Source organism: Intrasporangium sp. Soil_C_50, from assembly GCF_057656595.1.
On the sequence record NZ_JBDGKB010000001.1, the window covers coordinates 1,113,868 to 1,138,555 of the forward strand.

General features: G+C 72.4%; 25 protein-coding genes and 2 pseudogenes. 20 read left to right on the top strand and 7 right to left on the bottom strand.

Annotation, left to right across the window (positions count from 1 at the left end; genetic code table 11):
- The first annotated feature begins 1 nt into the window (after position 1).
- The 16 genes from AC3A5R_RS05170 (at position 2) to AC3A5R_RS05245 (ending at position 15,861) form a co-directional block, all read left to right on the top strand.
- Positions 2–1,132 (top strand): PEP/pyruvate-binding domain-containing protein, encoded by a 1,131-nt coding sequence (locus tag AC3A5R_RS05170; RefSeq protein WP_487619659.1) that lies wholly within the window; start codon positions 2–4, stop codon positions 1,130–1,132.
- Positions 1,133–1,241: 109 nt separating this feature from the next.
- A complete protein-coding gene (locus tag AC3A5R_RS05175) occupies positions 1,242–3,107 on the top strand; it encodes a PEP-utilizing enzyme (protein ID WP_487619660.1) in 1,866 nt (621 codons plus the stop codon).
- Between the two features lie 6 nt (positions 3,108–3,113).
- Positions 3,114–3,905, top strand: coding sequence for an SDR family NAD(P)-dependent oxidoreductase (locus AC3A5R_RS05180; RefSeq protein WP_487619661.1), 792 nt, complete (start codon positions 3,114–3,116; stop codon positions 3,903–3,905).
- Between the two features lie 55 nt (positions 3,906–3,960).
- Positions 3,961–4,281: a 2Fe-2S iron-sulfur cluster-binding protein gene (locus AC3A5R_RS05185; RefSeq protein ID WP_487619662.1), complete on the top strand. Its 321-nt coding sequence runs from the start codon at positions 3,961–3,963 to the stop codon at positions 4,279–4,281.
- A 1-nt stretch (position 4,282) separates the two neighbouring features.
- Entirely contained in the window at positions 4,283–5,539 is a 1,257-nt protein-coding gene (locus AC3A5R_RS05190) for an NAD(P)/FAD-dependent oxidoreductase (RefSeq protein ID WP_487619663.1), read from the top strand.
- On the top strand, positions 5,536–6,204 hold the full coding sequence (locus AC3A5R_RS05195; RefSeq protein ID WP_487619664.1) for an HD domain-containing protein: 669 nt from the start codon (positions 5,536–5,538) through the stop codon (positions 6,202–6,204). The genes AC3A5R_RS05190 and AC3A5R_RS05195 overlap by 4 nt, the downstream gene beginning before the upstream one ends.
- Complete coding sequence (locus AC3A5R_RS05200) at positions 6,201–7,688, top strand: aldehyde dehydrogenase family protein (protein WP_487619665.1); 1,488 nt, start codon at positions 6,201–6,203, stop codon at positions 7,686–7,688. Before AC3A5R_RS05195 ends, AC3A5R_RS05200 begins: the two co-directional genes overlap by 4 nt.
- Positions 7,685–8,905, top strand: a complete 1,221-nt coding sequence (locus AC3A5R_RS05205; RefSeq protein WP_487619666.1) for a 4-hydroxybenzoate 3-monooxygenase — start codon at positions 7,685–7,687, stop codon at positions 8,903–8,905. Before AC3A5R_RS05200 ends, AC3A5R_RS05205 begins: the two co-directional genes overlap by 4 nt.
- A 95-nt stretch (positions 8,906–9,000) precedes the next feature.
- Entirely contained in the window at positions 9,001–10,263 is a 1,263-nt protein-coding gene (locus AC3A5R_RS05210; protein ID WP_487619667.1) for an amidohydrolase, read from the top strand.
- Between the two features lie 8 nt (positions 10,264–10,271).
- Positions 10,272–10,928: a trimeric intracellular cation channel family protein gene (locus AC3A5R_RS05215; RefSeq protein WP_487619668.1), complete on the top strand. Its 657-nt coding sequence runs from the start codon at positions 10,272–10,274 to the stop codon at positions 10,926–10,928.
- Between the two features lie 113 nt (positions 10,929–11,041).
- A complete protein-coding gene (gene pcaH, locus AC3A5R_RS05220) occupies positions 11,042–11,833 on the top strand; it encodes a protocatechuate 3,4-dioxygenase subunit beta (protein ID WP_487620123.1) in 792 nt (263 codons plus the stop codon).
- Positions 11,826–12,428, top strand: coding sequence for a protocatechuate 3,4-dioxygenase subunit alpha (pcaG, locus tag AC3A5R_RS05225; RefSeq protein WP_487619669.1), 603 nt, complete (start codon positions 11,826–11,828; stop codon positions 12,426–12,428). Before pcaH ends, pcaG begins: the two co-directional genes overlap by 8 nt.
- A complete protein-coding gene (locus AC3A5R_RS05230) occupies positions 12,425–13,840 on the top strand; it encodes a lyase family protein (protein WP_487619670.1) in 1,416 nt (471 codons plus the stop codon). Before pcaG ends, AC3A5R_RS05230 begins: the two co-directional genes overlap by 4 nt.
- On the top strand, positions 13,837–14,637 hold the full coding sequence (locus AC3A5R_RS05235) for an alpha/beta fold hydrolase (RefSeq protein WP_487619671.1): 801 nt from the start codon (positions 13,837–13,839) through the stop codon (positions 14,635–14,637). Before AC3A5R_RS05230 ends, AC3A5R_RS05235 begins: the two co-directional genes overlap by 4 nt.
- Positions 14,634–15,044 carry a 4-carboxymuconolactone decarboxylase gene (gene pcaC, locus AC3A5R_RS05240; protein WP_487619672.1) on the top strand — a complete coding sequence of 137 codons (411 nt, stop codon included), beginning with the start codon at positions 14,634–14,636 and terminating at the stop codon, positions 15,042–15,044. The genes AC3A5R_RS05235 and pcaC overlap by 4 nt, the downstream gene beginning before the upstream one ends.
- The gene (locus AC3A5R_RS05245) at positions 15,037–15,861 is read left to right on the top strand and encodes an IclR family transcriptional regulator domain-containing protein (protein ID WP_487619673.1); all 825 of its coding nucleotides are present in this window, start codon (positions 15,037–15,039) and stop codon (positions 15,859–15,861) included. The genes pcaC and AC3A5R_RS05245 overlap by 8 nt, the downstream gene beginning before the upstream one ends.
- Here the strand turns inward: AC3A5R_RS05245 and AC3A5R_RS05250 are convergent.
- From AC3A5R_RS05250 to AC3A5R_RS05260, 3 genes and pseudogenes are all read right to left on the bottom strand, one after another.
- A pseudogene (locus AC3A5R_RS05250) lies at positions 15,851–16,012 on the bottom strand (type II 3-dehydroquinate dehydratase); the annotation flags it as partial. The gene AC3A5R_RS05245 and the pseudogene AC3A5R_RS05250 sit on opposite strands and share 11 nt — an antisense overlap.
- Positions 16,013–16,214: 202 nt before the next feature.
- Positions 16,215–17,585, bottom strand: a complete 1,371-nt coding sequence (locus AC3A5R_RS05255; protein ID WP_487619674.1) for an FAD-dependent oxidoreductase — start codon at positions 17,583–17,585, stop codon at positions 16,215–16,217.
- 41 nt (positions 17,586–17,626) lie between these two features.
- Entirely contained in the window at positions 17,627–18,196 is a 570-nt protein-coding gene (locus AC3A5R_RS05260) for an NADPH-dependent FMN reductase (RefSeq protein WP_487619675.1), read from the bottom strand.
- 224 nt (positions 18,197–18,420) lie between these two features.
- Between AC3A5R_RS05260 and AC3A5R_RS05265 the strand changes: the two genes are divergently transcribed.
- The 3 genes from AC3A5R_RS05265 to AC3A5R_RS05275 all read left to right on the top strand — a co-directional run bounded on the left by AC3A5R_RS05265 (position 18,421) and on the right by AC3A5R_RS05275 (position 21,800).
- Positions 18,421–19,314, top strand: coding sequence for an alpha/beta hydrolase (locus AC3A5R_RS05265; RefSeq protein ID WP_487619676.1), 894 nt, complete (start codon positions 18,421–18,423; stop codon positions 19,312–19,314).
- A 204-nt stretch (positions 19,315–19,518) separates the two neighbouring features.
- The gene (locus tag AC3A5R_RS05270; RefSeq protein WP_487619677.1) at positions 19,519–21,039 is read left to right on the top strand and encodes an alkaline phosphatase; all 1,521 of its coding nucleotides are present in this window, start codon (positions 19,519–19,521) and stop codon (positions 21,037–21,039) included.
- An 83-nt stretch (positions 21,040–21,122) separates the two neighbouring features.
- The gene (locus tag AC3A5R_RS05275) at positions 21,123–21,800 is read left to right on the top strand and encodes a hypothetical protein (RefSeq protein WP_487619678.1); all 678 of its coding nucleotides are present in this window, start codon (positions 21,123–21,125) and stop codon (positions 21,798–21,800) included.
- Between the two features lie 8 nt (positions 21,801–21,808).
- On the opposite strand, the gene AC3A5R_RS05280 is transcribed toward AC3A5R_RS05275, so the two are convergent.
- Positions 21,809–22,243 carry an SRPBCC family protein gene (locus AC3A5R_RS05280; RefSeq protein WP_487619679.1) on the bottom strand — a complete coding sequence of 145 codons (435 nt, stop codon included), beginning with the start codon at positions 22,241–22,243 and terminating at the stop codon, positions 21,809–21,811.
- A 182-nt stretch (positions 22,244–22,425) separates the two neighbouring features.
- Here AC3A5R_RS05280 and AC3A5R_RS05285 point away from each other — a divergent pair, with 182 nt between their 5' ends.
- A complete protein-coding gene (locus tag AC3A5R_RS05285) occupies positions 22,426–22,896 on the top strand; it encodes a hypothetical protein (RefSeq protein ID WP_487619680.1) in 471 nt (156 codons plus the stop codon).
- A gap of 49 nt (positions 22,897–22,945) precedes the next feature.
- Here the strand turns inward: AC3A5R_RS05285 and AC3A5R_RS05290 are convergent, their stop codons facing one another.
- The 3 genes and pseudogenes from AC3A5R_RS05290 to AC3A5R_RS05300 form a co-directional block, all read right to left on the bottom strand.
- The gene (locus AC3A5R_RS05290; RefSeq protein WP_487619681.1) at positions 22,946–23,149 is read right to left on the bottom strand and encodes a hypothetical protein; all 204 of its coding nucleotides are present in this window, start codon (positions 23,147–23,149) and stop codon (positions 22,946–22,948) included.
- 124 nt (positions 23,150–23,273) lie between these two features.
- Positions 23,274–23,924 carry a hypothetical protein gene (locus AC3A5R_RS05295; RefSeq protein WP_487619682.1) on the bottom strand — a complete coding sequence of 217 codons (651 nt, stop codon included), beginning with the start codon at positions 23,922–23,924 and terminating at the stop codon, positions 23,274–23,276.
- A 47-nt stretch (positions 23,925–23,971) separates the two neighbouring features.
- Positions 23,972–24,621: pseudogene (locus AC3A5R_RS05300) on the bottom strand (glycoside hydrolase domain-containing protein).
- Positions 24,622–24,688: the final 67 nt, after the last annotated feature.

Consider the following 24,688-nt stretch of genomic DNA (forward strand, 5'->3'; position numbering starts at 1 on the left):
CATGACCACCACCCCCGACGCGTACGTCCAGTTCTTCGACGGCGGTGCCGAGCCCCGCCACGAGCTGCTCGGCGGGAAGTGCGCCTCGCTCGTCACCATGACCGCCGCCGGCATGCCCGTGCCACCCGGCTTCGCCGTCACGACGCTCGCCTACGACCGGTTCGTCGAGGCAGCCGGCATCGCCACCGAGATCGCGCACAAGCTCGCCTCGCTCTCGCCCGATGACGTCTCCGCGGTCGACTCCGTGTCGGCCTCGATCCGCGACGCGATCTGCTCGCGGCCGGTGCCGCCCGAGGTGCACGCGCCGATCGTCGCGGCGTACGAGCAGCTCCAGTCGCGGTTCGAGTCCGAGGTGCCGGTCGCCGTGCGCTCGTCCGCGACCGCCGAGGACCTTCCCGGGGCGAGCTTCGCCGGCCAGCAGGACACCTACCTGTGGCTGACCGGCATCGACACGGTTCTGCAGCACATCCGCGCCTGCTGGGCCTCGCTCTACACGAGCCGGGCCATCCTCTACCGCCTCAAGAACGACATCACCGACGAGGGCCTGTCGATGGCCGTGGCCGTGCAGAAGATGGTCAACTCCGCGGTGTCCGGCGTCGCCATGACGATGAACCCGACCAACGGCGACCGGTCGAAGGTGACGATCGACTCGTCCTACGGTGTCGGCGAGATGGTCGTCTCCGGCCAGGTGACCCCCGACAACATCGTCGTCGACAAGGTCGTCCTGTCCACGGTGAGCCAGACGATCGGTGACAAGCACGCCGAGCTCGTCCCCGACTTCGCGCTGGGCCGGCTCGTCGAGCGCGACGTGGAGGACGCGCGTCGGGCTCGGCTCAGCCTGACCCCGGAGCAGGTGACCGCCGTCGCCACCATGGCGAAGGCCGCCGAGAAGCACTACGGCTGTCCTCAGGACGTCGAGTGGGCCTTCGACCGCGACCTGCCCGACGGCTCCGACCTGCTTCTCCTGCAGGCTCGCCCGGAGACCGTCCATTCCTCCGCGGCCACGACCGGCGCGGGTGCCGAAGCCCAGAAGGCCGCGGCCCCCGCCCCTGCCGCACCGGCTGCGGCGACGCCGGGGTTCAGCCTCTCCGGCATGACCTCGCGCCTCACCGGTGGCCAGTCCGGCCGCTGACGCCGACGTCCCGCGTCACGCCCATCCCCGGCCCCACAGGCCGACGCCCCCGGCCCACGCTCCGCCGACCCACTCATGCGTTTCCCACTCGCGACAAGGAAGTCCCGACATGACCGCAGACCTCACCGCCGCCCAGGCGCCCGCTCCCGCCACACCCGCGCCCCCGATGAAGTCCTTCCCGAAGCCGTCCGAGCTGTCCGTGCCGCCCGGGGCCGAGGGCTGGGAGGACCTCTACCCGTACTTCCTGTCGTTCCGGAACCTCAGCGGCGACGAGGACGAGAAGTTCTGGTTCTGCGACAGCCAGCACTGGCCGACCGTGTTCAAGCCCTTCGAGACGATCGGCGGCGAGTTCGCGGTCAAGTGCCTCGGGCAGTACAACACCCGGCACCTGCTCATCCCGCCCGCCAACGGCATCGAGTTCAAGATCCACCTCGGCTACCTCTACATGAGCCCGGTGCCCGTGCCGGAGGCGGAGGTCGCCGCCCGCGTCCCCGAGTTCGAGCGCCGGGCCGGGCACTACTTCCAGAACTGGGACAGCCTGCTCGAGGCCTGGCAGTCCAAGGTGCGCGACACCATCGCCGAGATGGAGACTCTCTCGTTCGAGTCGCTGCCGGACGCCGTGCCCTTCGAGGACATCCTCGCCGGCGTCGCCAAGGACGGGTCGGAGAAGCTCATGGAGAGCTACGACCGGCTCATCCAGCTCTGCTACCAGAACTGGCAGTACCACTTCGAGTTCCTCAACCTCGGCTACCTCGCCTACCTCGACTTCTTCGGCTTCTGCAAGCAGCTCTTCCCCGGCATCCCCGACCAGTCGATCGCCAAGATGGTGCAGGGCGTCGACATGGAGCTCTTCCGCCCGGACGACGAGCTCAAGAAGCTCGCCCTGCTCGCCGTGGAGAAGGGCCTGCAGCCGGCGTTCTCCGACACCGACGACGTGCAGGGCACCCTCGACCGGATCGCCGCCCTCGACGGCGGCGGCGATTGGCTCGCCGCGTGGACCGAGGCCCAGGACCCGTGGTTCAACTTCACCGTCGGCAACGGCTTCTACGGCCACGACAAGTACTGGATCGAGCACCTCGAGATCCCCCTCGGCTACATCAAGGACTACGTGCGCCGCGTCGAGGAGGGCCACCAGATCCTGCGCCCCGTCGACGAGCTCGTCGCCGAGCGCGACCGGGTCGTCCAGGAGTACCGCGACCTGGTGCCGGCCGACCTGGTCGGCGAGTTCGACGCCAAGGTCGGTCTGGCGGCGACCGCCTACCCCTACGTCGAGAACCACAACTTCTACATCGAGCACTGGACGATGGGCGTCTTCTGGCGCAAGGTCCGCCAGCTCGGCCGCGTCTTCGCCGACGCCGGCTTCTGGGCCGACGAGAGCGACCTGCTCTACCTGACCCGCGGCGAGGTGCGCGACGCGATCTTCGACCTCGTCACAGGCTGGGCCGTGGGCGCCGAGCCGACCGGGCCGCACTACTGGCCGCAGGAGATCGAGCGCCGACGCGGCATCATCGACGCCTTGTCGAGCCAGCGCCCCCAGCCGGCCCTCAACACGCCGCCGGCCGAGATCACCGAGCCGTTCACGATGATGCTCTACGGCATCACGACCGAGCAGGTGCAGCAGTGGCTCGGGGACGACGACTCCGCCGAGTCGGGCACGATCACCGGTATGGCCGCCTCCCCGGGCGTCGCCGAGGGCCTGGCGCGCGTGATCACCCACGCCGACCAGCTCGGCGAGGTGCAGGAGGGCGAGATCCTCGTCGCCACGATCACCGCACCCTCGTGGGGCCCGATCTTCGGCAAGATCAGGGCGACCGTCACCGACATCGGCGGCATGATGAGCCACGCCGCCATCGTCTGCCGCGAGTACGCCCTCCCTGCCGTCACCGGCACCGGCAACGGGTCGACGACGATCCGCACCGGCCAGCGCATCCGGGTCGACGGCAACACCGGCCGCGTCGAGCTGCTCGAGGACTGAGCCGTCGTGACCGACCCCACCCCCACCTCCGGCACCACCGGGGAGCGCACCGACGCCTCCGACCGCACCGTGCTCGTCACGGGCGCGGCCGGGGGGCTCGGCCGCAGCTTCGCCCTCGGGTTCGCCGAGCGCGGCTACCGCGTCGCCGTCGCCGACATCAACGCCGACGGTGTGGCCGAGACCGCGCGCCTCATCGAGGACGCGGGCGGAAAGGCCTGGCACGGAACGGTCGACGTGACGTCGGCAGCCTCGACCGAGGGGCTGGCGCGGGAGGTCGCAGCGTTCGGCAGCGGCCGCATCGACGTCGTCGTCAACAACGCCGCCGTGTACGCAACCCTCAACCGGTCGCTGCTCGAGGACATCGACCCCGACGAGTGGGACACCGTCATGGCGGTCAACCTCAAGGGCCCCTGGCTCGTGGTGCGGGCCTGCAGCCCCTACCTGCCCGAAGGTGGCAGCGTCGTCAACCTCGCGTCGGCCACCGTCTACAGCGGGTCCGAGCAGTGGCTGCACTACGTCGCCTCCAAGGGCGGGGTCATCGCGATGACCCGGGTCATGGCCAAGGAGCTGGGCCGGCGCGGCATCACCGTCAACGCCATCGCGCCGGGCTTCACCCTCACCGAGGCGAGCCTCGGCCTCATGGAGAACGCCGAGCAGTACGGCGTCGACCGCGGTGCCCTGCGGCGGTCGAGCCAGCCCGAGGACATCGTCGGCGCCGCGCTCTTCCTCGCCGGCCCGGACAGCGCGTACATGAGCGGCCAGACCCTCGTCGTCGACGGCGGCCGCCAGTTCATCTGACGAGTCCTCCGACCAGCGACAGCGACACCAGCGACCCGACCACAGGAGCAGACCCATGGCACAGATCACCTACACCGACACCGCCGGCGACGCGCGCACCGTCACGGCCACCGTCGGGGACTCCGTCATGGAGACCGCGGTGCGCAACGGTGTGCCCGGCATCGTGGCGGAGTGCGGCGGGTCGCTGTCCTGCGCCACCTGCCACGTCTTCGTCGCGGACTCCGACTTCGCCGCCCTCCCGCCGATGGAGGACATGGAGGACGAGATGCTCTACGGCGCGGCGGTCGACCGCGGCCCGACCTCGCGGCTCTCGTGCCAGATCAAGGTCGTCGACGACATGGACCTGCACGTCACGACCCCCGAGACGCAGGTCTGACATGTCCGGCCTGCTCATCATCGGCTCGTCCCAGGCAGGGGTGCAGCTCGCGGTGTCGCTGCGGGCTCTCGGCCACGACGGCCCGATCACCCTGCTCGGCGAGGAGAACCACCGTCCCTACCAGCGGCCGGCCCTGTCCAAGGAGTTCCTCCAGGACGTCATCACCAAGGAGTCGCTGATCTTCCGCACCCAGGAGTACTGGGACGAGCACCGCATCACGGTGGTCAAGAACGAGCGGGTCGTGCGCATCGACAAGGCGGCCGACGGCTCCGGGGTGGCGCACGCGATCTCCGGGGCGCAGTTCCCGTTCGACCGGCTCGCGCTCACCGTCGGCGCCCGCGCCCGACGCCTCTCGCTCCCCGGGGCGGACCTGCCGGGGGTGCTCTACCTCCGCAACGCCGACGACGCCCTCGAGCTGAAGGCTCGCGTCCCGGCGGTCCAGGACGTCGTCGTCATCGGCGGCGGCTTCATCGGCATCGAGGCCGCCGCGAGCCTGCGCAAGCTCGGCAAGACCGTCACGCTCGTCGAGGCCGGGCCCCGCCTCGTCGGCCGCGCCGTCGGCGACGAGACGGCGGAGTTCCTCCGGGCCCACCATGCGGCGGCCGGCATCGGCGTCATCCTCGACGCGACGGTGGACCGCATCACGCCGCGGGCCGAGCGAGGCGACCGCGTCGGCGGCGTGGAGGTCGACGGCCGGAGCATTCCTGCCGACCTCGTGCTCGTCGGCGTCGGGGTCGTGCCGAACACCGAGCTCGCCGAGAGCATCGGCCTGAGGTGCGACAACGGCATCGTCGTCGACCGGTACGCCGTCGCGTCCGACGGCGTGACCCTCGCGCTCGGCGACGTCGCCAACCAGCCGAACCCCGTCCCGGGAGCGCCTGAGGGCGACCGGGTGCGGTTCGAGAGCGTCAACAACGCCGTCGAGCAGGCCAAGGTCGCCGCGTACTCGATCACCGGACGCCAGGAGGAGTACGCCGGCATCCCGTGGTTCTGGTCCAACCAGGGCGACCTCAAGCTGCAGATCGCCGGTCTCAGCTCCGGGCACGACCGCACCATCGTGCGCCGCGACGACGCCCGGGGGAAGTTCTCCGTCCTCTACTACCGCGGCGGGCGCATCATCGCCGCCGACTGCGTCAACACCCCACTGGACTTCATGGCGGTGAAATCCGCTCTCGCACAAGGCGCCTCGATCCCACCGGATGAGGCTGCCGACCCTGACACCCCGCTCAAGTCGATCACGAGGAACGACCCGCGATGACTCACCCCCTGCCCCAGACACCCGTGGCTGCCGCCGGCCCCGTGGACACCTCACCGATCACGCTGACGCCCGCCGGCGGGGCCGACCTCGACCCCGTGTGGAGGAGCGTCGTCCCCGAGACCCGCACCCGCGGCAACGACATCCACCTGCCGATCTCGCTCGCGTACGCCGAGCGGCTCTGCCGCGCCTACCCCCAGGCGGACGCGCGCCTCGTGCGCGTCGCGATCCTGCTCCACGACACCGGCTGGGGCCGCGTCGACGAGACCCGCATCATCTCCGAGGGCTTCGGCGGCGACTGGCGCAAGGCCGCGATCCGCTTCGAGCACGAGAAGCAGGGCTGCGTCATCGCCCGCGAGGTGCTGCCGCCGCTGGGCTACGACGAGCAGTTCGTCGACGACGTCTGCGCCATCATCGACGGCCACGACACCCGGCACGAGGCGTACAGCCTGGAGGACGCCATGATGCGCGACGCCGACCGGCTGTGGCGCTTCGACCCGGCCGGCATCGCGCTCGCCTCGGGCTGGTTCGGCATGGACCCGGCGACGTACACCGACCGGCTGCGCGCCGAGATCATCCCCGAGCTGCTCACCGAGGCGGGCATCGCCATGGCGACGGCAGCCCTCGACCGGGCGACCGCCCTGCTCAAGACGGACGTGCTGCGATGACCCTGCGTCGAGCCGACCTCGACCTGCCCTGGACCCACGTCGACGACCACTACATCGACGGTCGGTGGACGCCGTCGACCGGTGACGCCCGCACCCAGGTCGTCGACCCGGCCACCGAGGAGGTCTGGGGCTCGGTCCCCGACGCGACGCCGGAGGACGTCGAGGCGGCGATGACGGCCGCCGACCGCGCCTTCCACAGCGGCCCGTGGCCGAGGCTCACCGCCACGGAACGCGCCGAGCACCTGCGGCGCATCGCCGACGAGATCGACAAGCGCGCCGAGCCCCTCGCGCTGACGATCTCACGGGAGAACGGGACGCCGCTGTCCGAGAGCCGTGGCGCGGCGGGCGACGCCGCCGGCATCTTCCGCTGGTTCGCCGGTATCGCCGACCACCTCGACGCCGAGGACGTCCGACCGTTCCCGGCCCTCGCGGGGTCCGAGTCGGTCGTACGCCGCGACCCCGTCGGGGTGTGCGTGCTCATCGCCCCGTGGAACTTCCCGATCAACCTCGTCGCGATCAAGCTCGCGCCCGCGTTGCTGGCGGGCTGCACCGTCGTCGTCAAGCCGGCCTCGCCCACGCCGCTGTCGATCCGCTTCGTCGTCGAGGCCGTCGAGGCGGCCGGGGTGCCGGCGGGGGTGGTCAACCTCCTCACCGGGTCGGGAGCGGTCGGCGACGCCCTGGTCCGCCACCCCCTGACGGCCAAGGTCGCCTTCACCGGATCGACGCCCGTCGGCCGGAAGATCGCGGCCGCCTGCGGCGAGCTGCTCCGGCCGGTCACGCTCGAGCTCGGCGGCAAGTCGTCGGCGGTGGTCCTGCCGGACGCCGACCTCGACGCCATGGCAGCGGTCCTCATCCGGTCGTGCATGCGCAACACCGGCCAGACCTGCTACATCAGCACCCGCATCCTCGCCCCGAGCGAGCGCTACGACGAGGTCGTCGACATGGTCACGAGAACGATCAGCGCGGGGCGCCAGGGCGACCCCCTCGACGAGGAGACGGTCTTCGGCCCGGTCGCGACCAAGGCCCAGTACGACAGCGTGCTCGGCCACCTCGAGTCGGCCCGCCAGGAGGGCGCGCGCGTCACCACAGGGGGACGAGCCCGCGACGGGCACGGCTACTTCGTCGAGCCGACGGTCCTCGCCGACGTCACCCCTGACATGCGGGTCGCCCGCGAGGAGATCTTCGGCCCGGTCATCACGGTGCTGCGCTACGAGACGGTCGAGGAGGCAGTGGCCCTCGCCAACGACACCGGCTTCGGGCTCGGCGGGCTCGTCTTCTCCAGCGACCCGGTTGCTGCCCAGGCGGTGGCGGAGATGATGGACACCGGCTCGGTCGGCATCAACTTCTTCGCCTCGAACCACAGCGCACCGTTCGGCGGCCGCCACGACTCCGGGCTCGGCGTCGAGTACGGCCTCGAAGGGCTCGCCGCCTACGTCACCTACAAGTCGATCCACCGCCGCACAGCCAGCGAGGAGAACCGATGAGCGCGTCGACGACCGGCACGACGAGGACCACCGTCGGCATCGTGGGAGCCGGCCCGGCGGGGCTCATGCTCTCGCACCTGCTGCACCGGGCCGGCATCGAGTCGGTCGCCGTCGACAACCGCTCCAGGCAGGAGATCGAGCAGACGGTGCGCGCCGGCATCCTCGAAGCCGACAGCGTGCGGCTGCTCGTCGACACCGGCGTCTCGGACCGTGTGCTGCGAGAGGGCCACGCGCACGACGGCATCGAGCTGCGCTTCGGCGGCGTCGGCCACCGCATCGACTTCAAGGGCCTCGTCGGCGAGTCCGCCTGGCTCTACCCCCAGACCGACGTGTTCATCGACCTCGCGACGTCCCGGGAGCGCGACGGCGCGGACGTCCGGTTCGGCGTCACCGACACCCGCGTCGAGGACGTGCTCGGCGACCGGCCACGGATCCACTTCACCGACTCCTCCGGCGTGGAGCAGGTCGTCGAGTGCGACTACCTCGTCGGGGCCGACGGGTCACGCAGCATGTGCCGCCACGAGATCCCGGAGGCCCAGCGCCGGCAGTTCTCGAAGGAGTATCCCTTCGCCTGGTTCGGCATCCTCTGCGAGGCCCCGCACAGCGCACCCGAGCTCGTCTACGCCCACTCCGACCGCGGCTTCGCCCTCATCAGCCAGCGCTCGGAGACCCTGCAGCGCATGTACTTCCAGTGCGACCCCGACGAGGACGTCGACGCCTGGAGCGACGACCGCATCTGGGAGGAGCTGCAGGCCCGGGTCAGCGGACCCGACGGCTTCACCCTCAAGGAGGGCCCGATCACCGACCGGACCGTGCTGCGCTTCCGCAGCTTCGTCTGCGAGCCGATGCGCCACGGCAACATGCTGCTCGCCGGCGACGCGGCGCACACCGTCCCGCCCACCGGCGCGAAAGGCCTCAACCTCGCCCTGGCCGACGTCGCGGTGCTCGCCGAGGTGCTCGAGCAGGCGGTGACGACCGGCGACAAGGACGTGCTCGACACCTACAGCCCGCGGGCCCAGTCGAGGGTCTGGAAGGCCCAGCACTTCTCCTACTGGATGACGAGCATGCTGCACACCGTCCCGGGGGCCAGCGACTTCGACCGACGCCGCCAGCTCGGCGAGCTGTCCATGGTGACCGGGTCGGAGGCCGGATCCCGCTACCTCGCCGAGGCGTACACCGGCTGGCCCACCGCACCCCGTCCCCTGGGCTCGGTCTAGCACTGTCGTTCGGCCGGCTGCCTCACCCGGCCGACGCCCAGACCGAAGGCCTACGGTGGACGGAGTCGTCGCAGGAGCAGCAGGAGAGGAAGACGATGTCCGAGTCCGCCGTTGCAGCGGTGCTGTCCGACCTCGAGACCTGCCGGCCCTGGCAGGAGGACTTCTACCGTCACCTGCACCAGCACCCGGAGCTGTCCCACCAGGAGCGGCAGACCGCGGCCACCGTCGCCGATCGGCTGCGCGGCAGCGGCTACGAGGTGACCGAGGGCGTCGGTGGCACGGGCGTGGTGGGCCTGCTGCGCAACGGCGGCGGCCCCTCGGTGCTGCTGCGCGCCGACATGGACGCGCTCCCGGTGAAGGAGGCGACCGGGCTGCCGTACTCGAGCACGGTCACGGCGTCGGCCACCGACGCCGCCGAGCCGGTCCCGGTGATGCACGCGTGCGGGCACGACGTCCACGTCACCTGCCTCCTCGGCGCGGCCGACCTGCTCGCCCGGCACCGCGAGGCCTGGAGCGGCACCGTCGTCGCGCTGTTCCAGCCGGCCGAGGAGCTCGGCGACGGCGCACGCCGGATGGTCGACGACGGCCTCGCCGGGCTCGTGGGGTCTGTGGACGTCGCGCTGGCGCAGCACGTCCTGCCGGGGGTCGCCGGCACGGTCGGCACCCGGGCGGGGGCGGTGCTGTCCGCGGCCGACAGCATGCGCGTCACCGTCCACGGCCGTGGTGCGCACGGCTCGATGCCGCAGGCTGCGGTCGACCCCGTCGTGCTGGCGGCGATGATCGTCATCAGGCTGCAGACGGTCGTCTCCCGCGAGGTCGCGCCGACGACGCCGGCCGTCCTCACCGTGGGCAGCATCCGGTCGGGCACGAAGAGCAACGTCATCGGCGACCACGCCGTCCTCGAGCTCAACGTGCGCACGTACGACGAGCAGACCCGCGCCTCCGTCCTCGAGGCCGTCCGCCGCATCGTCGTGGCCGAGTGCCAGGCCTCCGACTCGCCGGCCGAGCCGGAGTTCGAGCTCTTCGACCGGTTCCCGCCCACGGTCAACGACGACGCGACGACCCAGCGGGTCCGAGCCGCCTTCCTCGAGCACTTCGGCGACCTCGCGACCGAGCTGCCCCTGCAGAGCGCGAGCGAGGACTTCAGCGACCTGCCCTCCGCCCTCGGCGTCCCGTACACCTACTGGGGCATCGGGGGCACCGACCCCGACGCGTACCGCACAGCCGCGGCGGCCGGCACCGTGGCCAAGGACGTCCCCGTCAACCACTCCCCGTTCTTCGCGCCCGTCGTGCAACCGACGCTCGACACCGGCACCTCGGCCCTCGTCGTCGCCGCGCTGGCCTGGCTCGGACGCTGAGCGCGTCGATGAGCGGCTCGGCGACCGCGTCGATGAGCACGTCGAGCGTCCTGCTGCTCGTGCTCGACCTCGCCGGCACCTTCGTGTTCGCGCTCAACGGAGCCCTCACCGCCATCCGGGCGGCCCGCCTGGACATCGTCGGCGTCGTGGCGCTCGGAATGTTCACCGCGATGGGCGGGGGCATCATCCGCGATGTGCTCATCGGGTCGTTGCCCCCGGCCACCTTCAGCGACTGGCGCTACCTCGTCGTCGCCGCCGTGGGCGCCCTCCTCGCCTTCTTCCTGGGCCCACGATTCGACCGGATCGCCTTGTCCATCAACATCTTCGACGCGATGGGCCTGAGCCTGTTCGCTGTCACGGGTTCGCTCAAGGCGCTCGACTCGGGGATGGCTCCGCTGCCGGCGGTCCTGCTGGGGGCGATCACCGGCGTCGGCGGCGGAACCCTGCGCGACGTCCTCATCGGGCACGTCCCGACGGTGCTGAGCAGCGGCCTCTACGCGATCCCGGCCCTCGTCGGCGCGACCGCCACGGTCACCGCGCACGAGCTGGGCGCCCAGGGGCTCGTGGCGGCTCTCGTCGCCGCGGGGCTGTGCTTCGGCATCCGGGTCGTCGGCATCCGCTACGACCTCAACGCCCCGGCACCCCGGAGCGGGCCCCCCGGATGAGCGGGCGCCCCGGCGGTCGGGTGGCTCGTGTGTTCGCATAGCGAACTGTTGTGCATTATGCGAACACGTTGCTACGGTTCGGGTACGGAGACGAGGAGGTCACCATGAGCGAGATGCTCACCGAGCGGTCGGAGAGGCCCGAGGCGCCCGACCGCGACAGCCAGGCGGCAGTCAGCGCCGAGATCGCGGCGGCACACGCGGACGACGAGGCGCAGGGCATCGTGCGCCTGCAGCCGCGCCTCGACTTCCCGGCCTACCGCAGCGCCGAGCTGCGGCACCCGACCAAGGACCTGCGGCACGCCGACCCCGAGGGCATCGAGCTCGTCGCGCCGGTCTTCGGCCAGCGCGACGTCGACCCGCTCGAGTCCGACCTGACCATCCAGCAGGGTGGCGAGCCGATCGGCGAGCGGATCCGCATCGCCGGCCGGGTGCTCGACGGCGACGGCCGCCCGGTCCGGGGCCAGCTCGTCGAGGTCTGGCAGGCCAACGCGGCCGGACGCTACATCCACAAGCGCGACCAGCACCCGGCGCCCGTCGACCCGAACTTCACCGGGGTGGGCCGCACCATCACCGGCGACGACGGCTCGTACTCCTTCGTGACGATCAAGCCCGGCCCCTACCCCTGGCGCAACCACCGCAACGCGTGGCGGCCGGCCCACGTCCACTTCTCGCTCTTCGGCACCGAGTTCACCCAGCGCCTCGTCACGCAGATGTACTTCCCGGGCGACCCGCTCTTCGCGCTCGACCCCATCTACCAGGCGATCACGAACCAGTCGGCCCGCGACCGGCTCGTCGCGGTCTACGACCACGACACCTCCGAGCACGAGTGGCTGCTCGGCTACCGGTGGGACATCGTGCTCACCGGCACCCACGCAACCCCGATGGAGGAGGGCGAGCATGCCTGAGGCACCAGTGAACCCGCCGCGCAGTGCCGCGTCCGTCCTCGCGCCGACGCCCGGCCAGACGGTCGGCCCCTTCTACCACTACGCCCTGCCCTTCGAGGACGGCGAGCACCTCGTTCCTGCTGGCACGCCCGGCTCGGTGAGGCTCCACGGCACCGTCACCGACGGCACCGGCAACCCCGTGCCCGACGCGCTCCTCGAGATCTGGCAGCCGGACGCCGACGGGCGCATTGCGCGCGCGGCCGGCTCGCTGCGCCGCGACCCCGGGGTCTTCACGGGCTTCGGCCGCACCCAGACCTGGCGTGACGGCGGCTACTCGTTCACCACCGTGGAGCCCGGTGCCACGTCCGCGGGGGCAGCGCCCTTCATCGCGATGACGGTCTTCGCGCGCGGACTGCTCAACCGCCTCTTCACCCGCGTCTACCTGCCAGAGCCGACGTCGGCGCTCGGGTCCGACCCCCTGCTCTCCTCGCTCGACCCGGCCGAGCGGGCCACGCTGGTGGCCTCCCGCCAGGCCGATGGGTCCCTGCGCTTCGACGTGCGTCTCCAGGGTGACGGCGAGACCGTCTTCCTGCGGTTCCCGAGGCACGAGGTGTGAGCGGCCTCCTCGAGCCCGGCGCCCAACGCGCTGTCGGCCTCACCGACGACCGGGCCGTGCTCCAGGCGATGCTCGACGTCGAGGCGGCCTGGATCCGCGTGCAGCGGCGCCTCGGGCTCGTCACCGACGAGGTCGTGGCTGCCGTCGACCAGGCCTGCGTCGCCGACGACCTCGATGCCGCGCAGATCGGCGCGGAGGCCGAGGGCGGTGGCAACCCCGTCATCCCGATGCTCGCCTCGCTGCGCGAGCGCGTGCGAGGCCTCTCCGGCGCGCCGCACGACCACGCCGACGCCGTCGTCGCCGCAACCGACGCGGCCGCGACCGATGGCGCAGCCGCGATCCATCGCGGCCTGACGAGCCAGGACGTCGTCGACACCGCCGTCATGCTCCTCGTCGCCCGGGCGGGCGAGGCGCTGGAGCAGCACCTGCGCGGCGCCGCCGACGCAGCGGCTCGCCTGGCCGTCGAGCACCGCGACACCGTGCAGGTCGCCCGCACCCTCGCGCAACCCGCACTGCCGACGACCTTCGGGCTCAAGGCAGCCGGCTGGCTCGGCGCGCTCGACGACGCGACCGACGAGCTCTCCGTGGTTCGCCGCGGCCTGCCGGTCCAGTGCGGCGGCGCGGCAGGCACGCTCGCCGCCGTCGAGGCGCTCGCGCCCGGTCACTCCTCGGACGCTGCGGCGATGCTGGCCGAGGAGCTCGGTCTCGCCGACCAGGGGCGACCCTGGCACACCGACCGCGGCCCGATGACGCGCGTCGGCGACTGCCTCGTGCGTGCGGCCGACGCGATGGGCAAGGTGGCCACCGACGTGGTCACGCTGTCCCGCGCCGAGATCGCCGAGGTGCGCGAGCCGTCCGGGGACGGGCGGGGCGGCTCCTCGACCCTGCCCCAGAAGCGCAACCCGGTCCTGTCCGTCCTCGTGCGCGCGGTGGCGATCGAGGCGCCCCACCTCGGGGCGACGCTCCACAGCGCCGCCGGCCTGGCTGTCGACGAACGCCCCGACGGTTCCTGGCACGCCGAGTGGGGTGCCCTGCTGCGCCTGCTCCGCCGCGTCGTCGTCGCGGCCGCCCAGACCCGGGAGGTCCTCGACGGCCTCGTCGTCGACGCCACGGCGATGCGACGCAATGTCGACGCCGTGGGTCCGGCGCTCGTGGCCGAGCGCCTGCTCCGCGAGGTGGCCCGGCTGCCCGGCGGGGCGTCGGCCGTCAGCGCCCTGCGCCCGGCCCTCGTCGGCGGCGCGCGGGCCCGGCACCTCACGCCGGTCCTGCGCGCCTACCTGCCCGAGGACGTCCTGCCCGACGACGCCATCGCCGACCTGCTCGAGCCGGCCCACTACCTCGGCGCCGCCGGCGAGCTCGTCGACCGCGCCGTCGCCCGCCACCGAGCCACCGCACCGGGGAGCCCCGCATGACGATCCCGATCACCCTGACGCGGTTGACAGCGCCCGAGCGGCCGGCCGGCCTGCTCGTCGTCGGGCCCTCGCTGGGCACCGCGGTGACACCGCTCTGGTCGGCCTGCGCCGCCCTGCTGCCCGACCTCGCGGTCGTGGGCTGGGACCTGCCGGGCCACGGGGCCGGCGCGCCCTACGACCACCCGTTCACCGTCCAGGACCTCGCCCGAGCGGTCGTCGCCGCGACGGACGACCTCCGCGCCGAGGCCCACCGTCCCGTCGTGTACGCCGGTGTCTCCCTCGGCGGGGCCGTCGCCCTGGCGCTCGCGATCGACCACCCCGACGCCTTCGACGGCGTCGCCAGCATCGCGTCGGGCGCGAAGATCGGCGAGGCTGCCGGCTGGTACGACCGGGCCGACCTCGTCCGCCGCGCTGGCACGCCGGTCATGGTCGAGGGGTCGGCCAAGCGGTGGTTCGCACCGGGCTCGGTCGAGCGCGACCCCGCGAGCGCCGCGGCCCTGCTCGACTCTTTGCAGCACGCCGATGCGGCCAGCTACGCGCGGTGCTGCGAGGCCCTCGCCGAGTTCGACGTGCGGGCCGACCTCGGTCGGGTGCGCGTCCCCGTCCTCGCCCTCGCGGGCGAGCACGACCAGGCCGCGCCGCCCGAGCTGTCCGAGCTCGTCGCGGCGGGGTCCGGCGGCACGTTCCGGCTCGTCGCCGGCGCGGCCCACCTGCCACCCGCCGAACAACCCGCCACGACCGCCCGCGAGCTCACCGCCTTCCTCGGCGGACGCGTCGCCGAACGGAGGATCCCATGACCGACGACAGCCACTCGCGCACCGCCGCGGAGGCGTACGCCGACGGCATGGTCGTGCGCCGCGAGGTCCTGTCCGACGCCCACGTCGACCGCGCGCAGGAGCGCACCACCGCCTTCACCGAGCCGTTCCAGGACCTCATCACCCGATACGCCTGGGGTGAGATCTGGACTCGCCCGGGGCTCGACCGCGGCACCCGCAGCGCCATCACCCTCACGGCCCTCATCGCCCGCGACCACTGGGACGAGTTCGCCATGCACGTGCGGGCCGCCCGGCGCAACGGTTTGACCGCCGCGGAGATCCAGGAGGTGCTGCTGCAGGTGGCGATCTACCTCGGTGTGCCTTCCGCCAACCACGCCTTCGCGATCGCCGAGCAGGAGCTCACGCGCTACGAGGCAGACCATGGGTGAGGCACCGGGCGGTGGAGAGATCGTCCGGTCCGTCGCGAAGACGCTCGACGTCATCCGCGCGTTCGACGCCGAGCACCGTGACCTGACGCTCAGCGACGTCGCACGGCGCACCGGGCAGACCAGGGCCAGCGCCCGGCGCTTCCTGCTCTCGCTCGAGGCGCTCGGCTTCGTGCGCAGCGAGGGGCAGCTCTTCTCGCTCACCCCTCGGGTGCTCTCGCTCGGCCACGCGTTCCTGTCGTCGCTGCGCCTGCCCGACGTTGCCGAGCCGCACCTCAAGGCGCTCACCGCCGAGGTGGGCGAGTCGACGTCGGCGTCCGTCTTCGACGGCGACGACATCGTCTATGTCGCCCGGGTGCACGCCCGCCGGATCATGGCCGTCGAGATCAGGGTCGGCACCCGGTTCCCGGCCTACGCCACGTCGATGGGTCGCGTCATGCTCGCCTTCGCGCCCGAGGATGCCCTCGAGGCCTACCTCGACCGGGTCGTCCTCGAGCCGCTGACGCCACACACCGTCGCCGACGCGTCCGCCCTGCGCGAGGAGCTCGGCCGCGTCCGGGACCGCGGCTGGGCGCTCGTGGACCAGGAGCTCGAGGTGGGCCTGCGCTCGCTGGCGGCACCCGTCTTCAACCCCCGCGGCGAGGCCATCGCGGCCATCAACGTGTCGACGACCTCCGCCTCCTCGGGGCGGTTCGCCGACGCGGAGCTCGCCTCGCGCCTGGTCGCGACGGCGCGGGCGATCGGCGACGACCTGCGGCTGGCCCGCCCGGAGATGGCCGACGAGCCGCAGCGCTGGGGCGCGCCCCGCGTCAGTCGCTGACCGGCGCCCCGGCGGTCGTCGCGGCGGTCGTCGCGGCGGTCGTCGCGGCGAGCTGCGCGATCCGGGCGATGGCGGGCAGGTAGCCCCGGGTGCCGCAGCCGACGATGACACCGTCGGCCACGTCGGAGAGGTACGAGTGCCCCCGGAAGGACGCCCTCGTGGTTGGACTGCCCGAAGTCGAGCTCGAAGCGAACCCGCTGTCTCGTGGCCGGTCACTTCTACGTCGAGCTCCTCGAGCGCCGTGGCGGCTCCGAGGGGTTCGGAGCCGCCAACACCCCGGTCCGGCTCGCCTCCCAGGCCGGTGCCCCCTGGCAGTGAACGCGCGCCCTCCGGGTCCGCGACCCTGCCGGTGTTCAGGCCTCGTACGGCGCGAGCTCGGCGAGCACCTCGTTGAGGGCCTCCGTGCTCGATGGGTGGGTCCAGATGCCGTCCAGCAGCTCGTCGGCCGTCGCGCCCGTGCGGATGGCGAGAGCCACGAGGTTGACCAGCTCCTGCGAGTCGATGCAGAACAGCGTCGCCCCGAGCACGGTGCGGTCCGCGGCGTCGACGGTGACGGTGATGACGCCCTCGGCGTCACCGACGATCTTCGGCCGTGGCATCGTCGCGATCCGCGCGACCTCCTTGGCGGCATGCAGGACCTCGTGCCCGGCCGCGCGGGCCTGCGCCGGCGTCAGCCCGACCTGCGACAGCGGCGGCGTGATGAAGGTGGTGCGCGGCACCGCGACCCGATCGGTCGTGGACCGCCCGCCGGAGCCGGCCAGCTGGTCCCAGACGATGCGGTTGTCGTCGAGCGAGATGTAGGTGAACTGGGGCCCGCCGTTGACGTCGCCCACGGCGAACACGCCGTCGACCGAGGTTCGCAGGTGCTCGTCGACGATGATGAATCCCCTGTCGTCCGTGGCGATCCCGGCCACGTCGAGGCCAAGCCCATCGGTCACCGGGGTGCGCCCGGTGGCGAGCAGGACCGCGTCGGCCTCGACGCGGCCGTCGGCCAGCACGACCCGCAGGCTTTCCCCCGCCTGCTTGATCGCCCGGGCGCGGGCGCCGTGACGCACCCGGACCCCACGCCGCGCGAGGACGTCGGCCACGGCGTGCGCGACGACGGGCTCGGTGTCAGGCAGGAGGGCCGGTCCGGCGTTCAGCAGCGTGACGTCGGAGCCGAAGAGCCGGAACATGCTCGCGAGCTCGAGCCCGACGAAGCCGGCGCCGACGACCGCGAGCCGTCCGGGGAACGGGTCGGCGTGCTGGATCGTCGTCGAGTCGTACACCCGGGGCAGGTCGGCCCCCGGGATGTCCGGGCGTGCGGGCACCGTGCCGGTGCCGATGACGACGTGCTCCGCCGTGACGAGGACGTCGCCCTCTGCCGTGCCGACCGCGACCTGCTTCGGCCCGGTGAAGCGTGCGGTGCCGTCGAGCAGCGTGGCCACCCCGTCGAGCATGGCGTGGTTGGCCGCGTTGAGCGTCGCGACGAGGGCGTCCCGGTCGGCGACGGACCGGGTGAACCAGGCCTGCGGGTCGTCGCTCGGACGACGGCCCTCCGCCGACACGACGAGGTCCTTGGTCGGCACGCAGGCGACGTTGATGCACGTGCCGCCGTACATCGCCGGGTCCCTCTCGACGAGCACGACCGACCGCCCGGTGGACGCGTACCGCCGGGCCAGCGTCTTGCCGGCCTTGCCCCAGCCGACGACGAGCAGGTCGACGTCGAGTCGTTCGGTCGTCACGGCGGGCCCTCCGGCCGGGTCGGTGCGAGGTGGGGACGGCGTCAGGGCCGTGGGAGGACGGTGAGGACCCGCTCGATGTGGTCGCGGAACTCCTGCATGAACCCCGACAGGAAGTCCGCCGTGGACTCGCCGGTCACCTCGCCGTCGTCGGTGAACAGGCCCGGGCGGAAGGTGACGTACGCCTCGGGCGCCGTCATCTGGCGCGCATTGCAGAAGCTGAGCACGCCGCGCAGGCTCTGCTGGGCGAGCGCCGTGCCGATCTGGCCGGGCGAGGCCCCGATCACCGCCGCGGGGATGTGGTCGAAGGAGTTCTGGCCCCACGGGCGCGAGGCCCAGTCGATGGCGTTCTTGAGGGCCCCGGGGATCGACCGGTTGTACTCCGGCGTCACGAAGAGCACGGCCTGCGAGCGGGCGATCGCGTCCTTGAGCGCCCGGGGCTCCGCGGGGTAGTCGCTGTCGAAGTCCGGACTGTAGAGCGGGAGGTTGCCGATGGGGATCTCGGTGAAGGTCAGGTCCTTGGGCGCGAGCCGGATCAGCGCGCGGCTCAGGATCCGGTTGACCGAGGTCGAGGACAGGCTGCCGACGAAGTAGCCGACGTCGTAGGTGGGCATGGGGCCTCCAGGTGCAGGACTGAGGTCTGGTCGCTGTCGAGCCTCGGGTCGGACCCGGCTCCCTCGAGGTTCCCAGAGTTGGGCGCCCCTGCCCACCCCAGCCGGTGTCCGGGATGTCCGCCCCGTTCCGCCTTGTGCGGCCTCGTTCACCCGCCTGTGAGGCCCTCACAGGCTCCTGCGTCAGACTCATGACCTTGCCGCCTGACCGACGACAAGGAACCTGAGTGGATCGACGACCCCGCCGTCACCGACGGCACGCCTCCTCGACCCGACCCTCCCGGTGGTCGCTGCGCGACCGGCTCGCGCTGGCCGGCGTGACCCTCGCGACCCTGCTCGTCGGGGCGGCACCCGCGGTGGGCCAGTCGATCAGCGACGGGGCACCGGTCGCGGTCACCGGTCCGGCAGCAACGGTGCTCAGCGCCGACGCAGCTCACGGCCGGCTCGTCGAGGCGTTCGGCGACGTGCGCCGGGCGCGCCACATTGCCGTCATCGTCCCCGGCGTCGGTTGGACGGGCCCGCTCCTGCGCGACGAACGGGACGCCGGACGCCGGCACCCCGCCGTGCAGGCCCGCACCCTCCTCGCCGAGATGGAGCGGTCGGACCCCGGCACGCCCGCGGCCGTGGTGGTCTGGCTCGGCTACGACCCGCCGTCGGGGATCGACGCCGACGCCGCCCGCTCCGACCGGGCCGTCGACGGTGCTCCCCGGCTCGTCTCCTTCGTCGGCCACCTCTCGCGATCGGCCACCGTCAGCCTCGTGTGCCACAGCTACGGCTCGGTGGTCTGCGCCTACGCGGCGCCCCACCTGCGGATCGCCAACCTCGTCGTCGTCGGCTCGCCGGGGATGGACGTGTGGACGCGCTCGGCCCTGCACACCCGGGCGACCGTGTGGGCCGGCGTCGCCGCCGACGACCCGATCGGGCTCGTCCCGCACACCCGGGTCGAGGGCTTCGGCCATGCCGCCGACCCGACGTCCCCGTCGTTCGGGGCCCGGCCGCTCCCGGTCGCCGGGGCGCACGGGCACAACGGCTACCTGGCCGCGGGTACCGACTCGGTGCGTGCGATCGCGCAGATCGCGACGGGCCGGGGCTCGAGCGTCTCCGTGGTGGAGGGGCAGTAGGTCCACCGCGCCGCGGCTGCGACGCGATGGGACGCGGGCGCGACGCGATCGCGCGGGTGGTCCAGGTCCGATGTCGGTGACGCGTGGGAGAAGTCGAACGTTCACCCAGCGGCCATCGAGTGCTGGCCCGGGGAACCCCCGGCGCTCCTATCGTGCTCGGTGCGCCCGGAGCGGGCGCAACCGAACTGCACAGTGAGGTCTCACATGCGCAAGCGCACCACTGCGGCCGCGGCCGCGTTCGCGGCCCTCGCCGCGACGGCGGCCGTCGCCACCGCCACCGCCCTCCCGGCCACGGCCGGCCCCTCCGCGCCCGCCGCGGTTGCCGGCGTCGCCGGCAACGACGGACGCGTCAAGAACGTCATCTACCTGCTCGGCGACGGCATGGGCCGGACCCACGTCGACGCCGCGCGACTGCGTTACCACGGCGCCGCCGGCAAGCTGAACATGGAGCAGATGCCGGTCGTCGGGCAGAACCAGACGTACTCCGTCGAGAAGAACTCCGGACAGCCCGGCGAGGCCGACTTCAAGCCGAACTTCGTCACCGACTCCGCCTCGGCCGCCACGGCCTGGGCCTCCGGCGTCAAGACGTACAACGCGGCCCTCGGGGTCGACGCCAAGGGCACGTCGGTCCCGACCGTCATGGAGATGGCCAAGCAGGCCGGCTACGCGACGGGCAACGTGTCCACGGCCGAGATCACCGACGCCACCCCGGCCGGCCAGATGAGCCACGCGCTGGCGCGCGGCTGCCAGGGCCCGAGCTACAGCGCCGCGTCGTGCCAGGACACGGCGATCACCGGCCAGCCCCTGCCGTCGAGCGACGTGCGCGTCACCCCGATCGCCAAGCAGATCGCCCGCAACGGCACCGCCGACGTCATCCTCGGCGGTGGCCTCTCCCGCTTCGACGCCGCGGACGAACAGGCGCTGGGCGCACAGGGCTACCAGGTGCTCGGCTCCGCCGCGTCACAGACCGTCGCGACGCGCACTGACCTCGAGAAGGCCTCGGGCGCAAAGGTATTCGGCCTCTTCAACCGTGGCAACCTCACCATCGAGAAGTTCAAGCGCGAGAACCCGAGCGCGCCGCAGGCCGCCGAGCCGTCGCTGCCGGAGATGACCTCGAAGGCCATCTCGCTGCTCGACGGGCGCAAGAACGCCGGCAACGGCTTCTACCTCCAGGTCGAGGGTGCGCTCATCGACAAGCGCTCCCACGCCAACGACGCCGCCCAGACGCTCGAGGAGACCAAGGTGTTCGACGACGCCGTCAAGGTCGCCCTCGACTTCGCCAAGCGTGACGGCCACACCCTCGTCGTCGTCACGGCCGACCACGAGTGCGCCGGTTTCAACATCATCGAGAAGGGCTCGTTCACCAACGCCGAGGCGGCGGCTCCCCCCACCAACGTCGACAGCGGCAACACCGCCAACAACTCGGCGACCGTCCGCGCGTCGGGCAACACCAAGGACGCGGTCCGTTCCACCGGTCCGATCAACGGCTCCGGTGCCGGCAACGTCAAGAACTTCGCCCCGGCGACCTTCCGCACCGCCGACGACCCGGCCGCCGTGCAGGACGGCTCCAGCGACGCCAGCCTCTGGCTGACCTACCTGTCCGGCAACCACACCGGCGCCGACGTGCCGGTCTACGGCTACGGACCCGGCTCGCAGAAGCTCGCCGGCACGATCGACAACACCGACCTGTTCGACATCGTCGGGTCGGCCCTGCGGCTGGGCTGACCGACGCCCCAACCCCGCTCGCGCCCGAGGCGATCACCATCCGCCTCGGGCGCGGGCCCCACGACACTCGCGACAGGACTGCCATGACCACGACCGGCACCTCACGCCCGGACTCCGCCGACCCGACCTCCGTCGACGCCGACCCGACGGCGCCCGAGGGCATCGCGGAGACGGGACCTGTCTCGCGTCGTGCTCTCAGGGCGCTGGCCGCCCTCGGCGCCCTCGCTGTCGTGTTCGGCATCTCGCTGGCGGCCGCGCGCCTCACCCACCACGCACCGGGCGACGTCGCGTCACCGGTGGCGGGCGGGGGTGCGACGCCGCTCCCCCGGGTCGCCGCGACACCCGTCACCTCCCTGCGCGGCCTGGTCGCGCCGACGGGTGACCCCGAGCTGCCGTCGCTCGCCGACCTCCACCCGCGTCGGGGGTCCGCGGTGCAGGCGGCGGGCCCCTTCGACGACCGGCTCGCGCTCACCGGTCTGCGCTTCGACGGGAGGGCCGTGCACGCGTCGGCCCGTGTCACGTCCGACGTGAGCGACGTGCTCGAGTTCGCCTCTCGCGCAGGCTTCTACGACGCATCCGGTCGGCTCATCGCCACGGCAACGTACACCCACCACTTGGACGAGGACCACCCCGACGCGCACGCCCACGGCGCCGACGGCACCCCGCACGAGGTCAAGGCCTTCAGCATCCCGGTCCCTCCGGCGGCGCGCGGAACCGCGGTGTCGGCCGCCGTGGGCGTCACGGTCCTCGTCAACGAGTAGCCGCGCTCCTACTCGGACTCGAGGAGCTTCTTCGCGGTGTCGAGCGAGGCCATCTCGCTGTCCATCGACCTCTGCACCGGGCCGCCCATGACGAGCTTCTTCAGGCCACCGATCTCCGCCGAGAGCGTGAAGGTGACTTCCGTCGAACCCGGACCGGCGCTCGTGAACGCGTACGCACCCCGGGGGCGCGCGGGCCCGGCGACGACCTTGAACGCGTAGGCGGTCGACGGGGAGTAGTCGGTCACCTCGATGTCGGCCGGGATGCCGCGGCCGGCCGGACCGGCGACAACCTGGTGGATCCGGGCGCCCGGCGCCATCTCGCCCGGGGCCTCGATCTCCCTGACGTGCCGGCGCCAGCGGAGGTCGTTGGCCGGCGTCGTGAAGAACGCGAAGACGGCCTCGATGGGCCGGTCGATGACGATGGTCCGTCGCGCTGCTGGCATGTCGCGTCCCTCCGGCGGTGGTCGGTGCACCGCGATTCTTCCGCGCGCCCGGTACCGCCACCAGGCGAACGCGGCCGTTCGCAGGCAACCGTCAGGTGACGGCAACGCTCGACCCCGACCGCGCCCTGGATCTACCTTGGGACGTTGCTCCAGAGTTCCCTGACACAAGGCGGGAGAGATCCATGACGCAGCCCACGAGCCTCGACGCCGACGGCAAGCTGCGGGTGCGCGACGCGCTCATCGCGCACGCCGAGTCGGCCCTCGCGGCCCTGACGAGCCAGAGCACCGCGGAGCGTGACGCTGCCCGCCAGGACCCCGACGCAGTGCCGGAGTCCGGCGACGCGTCCCAGTCGAGCGAGGCGGGCGACCTCGAGGGCCTCTTCGCGCGGTCCGCGGCGCACTCCCGCGAGTCCCTGGACGCCATCCGCTCGCTCGACTTCGCTCCGACGACTGAGGTGCGCCCGGGCGCCGTCGTCGCCTTCGGCGGTGACCACTACGTCGTGGGGGTCAGCAGCGACGGGTTCGACTGCGACGGAGTGAGCTACGAGGGCATCGGCGCCGACTCGCCTGTCTACGCAGCCATCGCGGGCAAGCACATGGGCGACACCTTCACGTTCCGCGGCGAGGACCACCGCCTCGACCTCGTCACCTGACCGGCAGCCATCGGCGCCGAGCTCTTCGAGAAGGTGCCCGGCTGACGGTTCAGATGCCGTCGAGGCCGCGGCTGGCGTAGTAGCGACGCCGGGTCGCCTCCTCGAGCTCGCGCCGGCGCGTCGCCTCACGGAGCAGCCGCGCGTCGGGACGCTGGCCGCGCTCGCGGCCCACCGGGGTGAAGAGCTTCTGGAGCAGCTCGTCGTAGGCCTCGCGGGCGGCCTGCCACTCGCAGAGCAGCACCTCGTCATCCATGCCATGAACATTCCCCCGCGAGGCTCCGCGTAGACAGGTCGGGCCCCGCCGACCGATGAACGGGCCCCGGCTGTCCCTCGCGCCGATGCTGGTCAGGTTCGGCACGAGGGACCCACCATCGAGGTCAGGCGAGCGGGATGTCCTGCGTGCGAACGAACTTCGTCGCCGTCCATGCCGGGTCACGTGTATCGACGTCGTCCAGGACGATGCCGGTGCCACCCGCGGTCACCGAGACGTCGTCGACGACGACTCCGGCGCCGAGAACTCCGCCGTCCGTGACGTGGGCGACCCGGATCTTCACCCGCGCCCCCGCGTACGCGGACAGGTCGCGCCTCACCTCGGTCCACCCACCGCTGCTGCCGCCCAGCCGGTCGCCCAGCGTGGTCCACGTCGTGCCGCCGTCGGTCGACTCCTGGAGGTAGACGTAGTCGTAGCCCGGCTCGGTGTCGTAGTCGAGCCAGGTGGACCACGTGACGGGGCCGCTGGTGGCGCTCGGGTCGACGTCGCGGGTGAGGCTCGCGGTCATGGAGTTCTCCTGCGCCGCGGAGTACGCCCAGGTGCCGGAGAGTCCTCGAGGCTCGTGGCGGTCACGGTGGCGGGGTCGGAGACGGTGGCGATGCCCTCGCTCGGCGACGCGCTGACGAACAGCGTCTTGCTCAGGCCGGGGCCGAACGTCGGCGGGCGGTCCTGCGTTCGCGTGCCCCACGTGGTGCTCCGGGTGCTCGGTCAGGGTCATGTCGATCGTGTGCGCGGAGAGCAGGTCGCCGTTGCTCATCCAGCTCTTCGTCCACGGCACTCGATGGGCCGGGCCGGGTTGCCCTTCTACACCGCTGCGACGCACTGGAGCCGGTCGGCGCTGGCGCCCGGGGCGTTGATCCTGATGCGCTCGCCGCCCTCTGGCATGATCTCGGTGCGCTCGAACATGGGTGCGCTGAGGACGAAGTTCCCGCTGCCGGGCTGCGCCTCGAAGACGCCGACCATCGAGAACACCTCCCACGACGAGATCGCGCCGAGGTCGTCGTTGGGGCATGCCGTAGGCGGTGTCGGTGAAGAGCGGCCGGGCGGCGCGGGTGATCGCGGAGGTCTTCCCGGCGACCCCGTCCACGCGTACATCCACGGAACATGCAGGTCGGGCTCGTTGTTCGGGTTGAACGCGAAGTTGTTGTGGTAGTCGTAGGCGCCGACGACCCACGAGTCACGGGCGACCGTCCCGGGGCTGCTCAGGACCTCCGGCATGCACAAGAACGTGTCGAGGCGCTGCTCGGCCTTGTCCCGGCCGCCATGAGCCGGAAGAGGGCGTCGGGGTCCTGCTGGGCCAGCCACTGGTACTGCCAGGCGGTGCCCTCGTGGAAGGCGTTGCTCGTCGTCGGGTCCGACGAACCGACCCAGGCACCGTCGGCCGTCCGCGGACGCAGGAACCCGGTGAAGCCCGTGGACTCACCACCGGCGTCCCACGGCTCCTCGACGTTCATGCACCGGCTCGCCAGCTCCTGGACCAGATCGGACAGGCGAGCTCGACGCCCGACGGGGTCGTTCTTC

Excerpts from the sequence above, each read along its gene's own strand:
- pcaG (WP_487619669.1), top strand. The coding sequence starts at position 11,826 with ATGCCTGAGGCACCAGTGAACCCGCCGCGCAGTGCCGCGTCCGTCCTC.
- AC3A5R_RS05270 (WP_487619677.1), top strand. The coding sequence starts at position 19,519 with ATGCGCAAGCGCACCACTGCGGCCGCGGCCGCGTTCGCGGCCCTCGCC.
- AC3A5R_RS05285 (WP_487619680.1), top strand. The coding sequence starts at position 22,426 with ATGACGCAGCCCACGAGCCTCGACGCCGACGGCAAGCTGCGGGTGCGC.
- AC3A5R_RS05245 (WP_487619673.1), top strand. The coding sequence starts at position 15,037 with ATGGGTGAGGCACCGGGCGGTGGAGAGATCGTCCGGTCCGTCGCGAAG.
- AC3A5R_RS05190 (WP_487619663.1), top strand. The coding sequence starts at position 4,283 with ATGTCCGGCCTGCTCATCATCGGCTCGTCCCAGGCAGGGGTGCAGCTC.
- AC3A5R_RS05215 (WP_487619668.1), top strand. The coding sequence starts at position 10,272 with ATGAGCGGCTCGGCGACCGCGTCGATGAGCACGTCGAGCGTCCTGCTG.
- AC3A5R_RS05290 (WP_487619681.1), bottom strand. The coding sequence starts at position 23,149 with ATGGATGACGAGGTGCTGCTCTGCGAGTGGCAGGCCGCCCGCGAGGCC.
- AC3A5R_RS05295 (WP_487619682.1), bottom strand. The coding sequence starts at position 23,924 with ATGAGCAACGGCGACCTGCTCTCCGCGCACACGATCGACATGACCCTG.
- pcaC (WP_487619672.1), top strand. The coding sequence starts at position 14,634 with ATGACCGACGACAGCCACTCGCGCACCGCCGCGGAGGCGTACGCCGAC.
- AC3A5R_RS05195 (WP_487619664.1), top strand. The coding sequence starts at position 5,536 with ATGACTCACCCCCTGCCCCAGACACCCGTGGCTGCCGCCGGCCCCGTG.
- AC3A5R_RS05185 (WP_487619662.1), top strand. The coding sequence starts at position 3,961 with ATGGCACAGATCACCTACACCGACACCGCCGGCGACGCGCGCACCGTC.
- AC3A5R_RS05200 (WP_487619665.1), top strand. The coding sequence starts at position 6,201 with ATGACCCTGCGTCGAGCCGACCTCGACCTGCCCTGGACCCACGTCGAC.
- AC3A5R_RS05260 (WP_487619675.1), bottom strand. The coding sequence starts at position 18,196 with ATGCCCACCTACGACGTCGGCTACTTCGTCGGCAGCCTGTCCTCGACC.
- AC3A5R_RS05275 (WP_487619678.1), top strand. The coding sequence starts at position 21,123 with ATGACCACGACCGGCACCTCACGCCCGGACTCCGCCGACCCGACCTCC.
- AC3A5R_RS05210 (WP_487619667.1), top strand. The coding sequence starts at position 9,001 with ATGTCCGAGTCCGCCGTTGCAGCGGTGCTGTCCGACCTCGAGACCTGC.
- AC3A5R_RS05205 (WP_487619666.1), top strand. The coding sequence starts at position 7,685 with ATGAGCGCGTCGACGACCGGCACGACGAGGACCACCGTCGGCATCGTG.
- AC3A5R_RS05175 (WP_487619660.1), top strand. The coding sequence starts at position 1,242 with ATGACCGCAGACCTCACCGCCGCCCAGGCGCCCGCTCCCGCCACACCC.
- AC3A5R_RS05235 (WP_487619671.1), top strand. The coding sequence starts at position 13,837 with ATGACGATCCCGATCACCCTGACGCGGTTGACAGCGCCCGAGCGGCCG.
- AC3A5R_RS05280 (WP_487619679.1), bottom strand. The coding sequence starts at position 22,243 with ATGCCAGCAGCGCGACGGACCATCGTCATCGACCGGCCCATCGAGGCC.
- pcaH (WP_487620123.1), top strand. The coding sequence starts at position 11,042 with ATGCTCACCGAGCGGTCGGAGAGGCCCGAGGCGCCCGACCGCGACAGC.
- AC3A5R_RS05170 (WP_487619659.1), top strand. The coding sequence starts at position 2 with ATGACCACCACCCCCGACGCGTACGTCCAGTTCTTCGACGGCGGTGCC.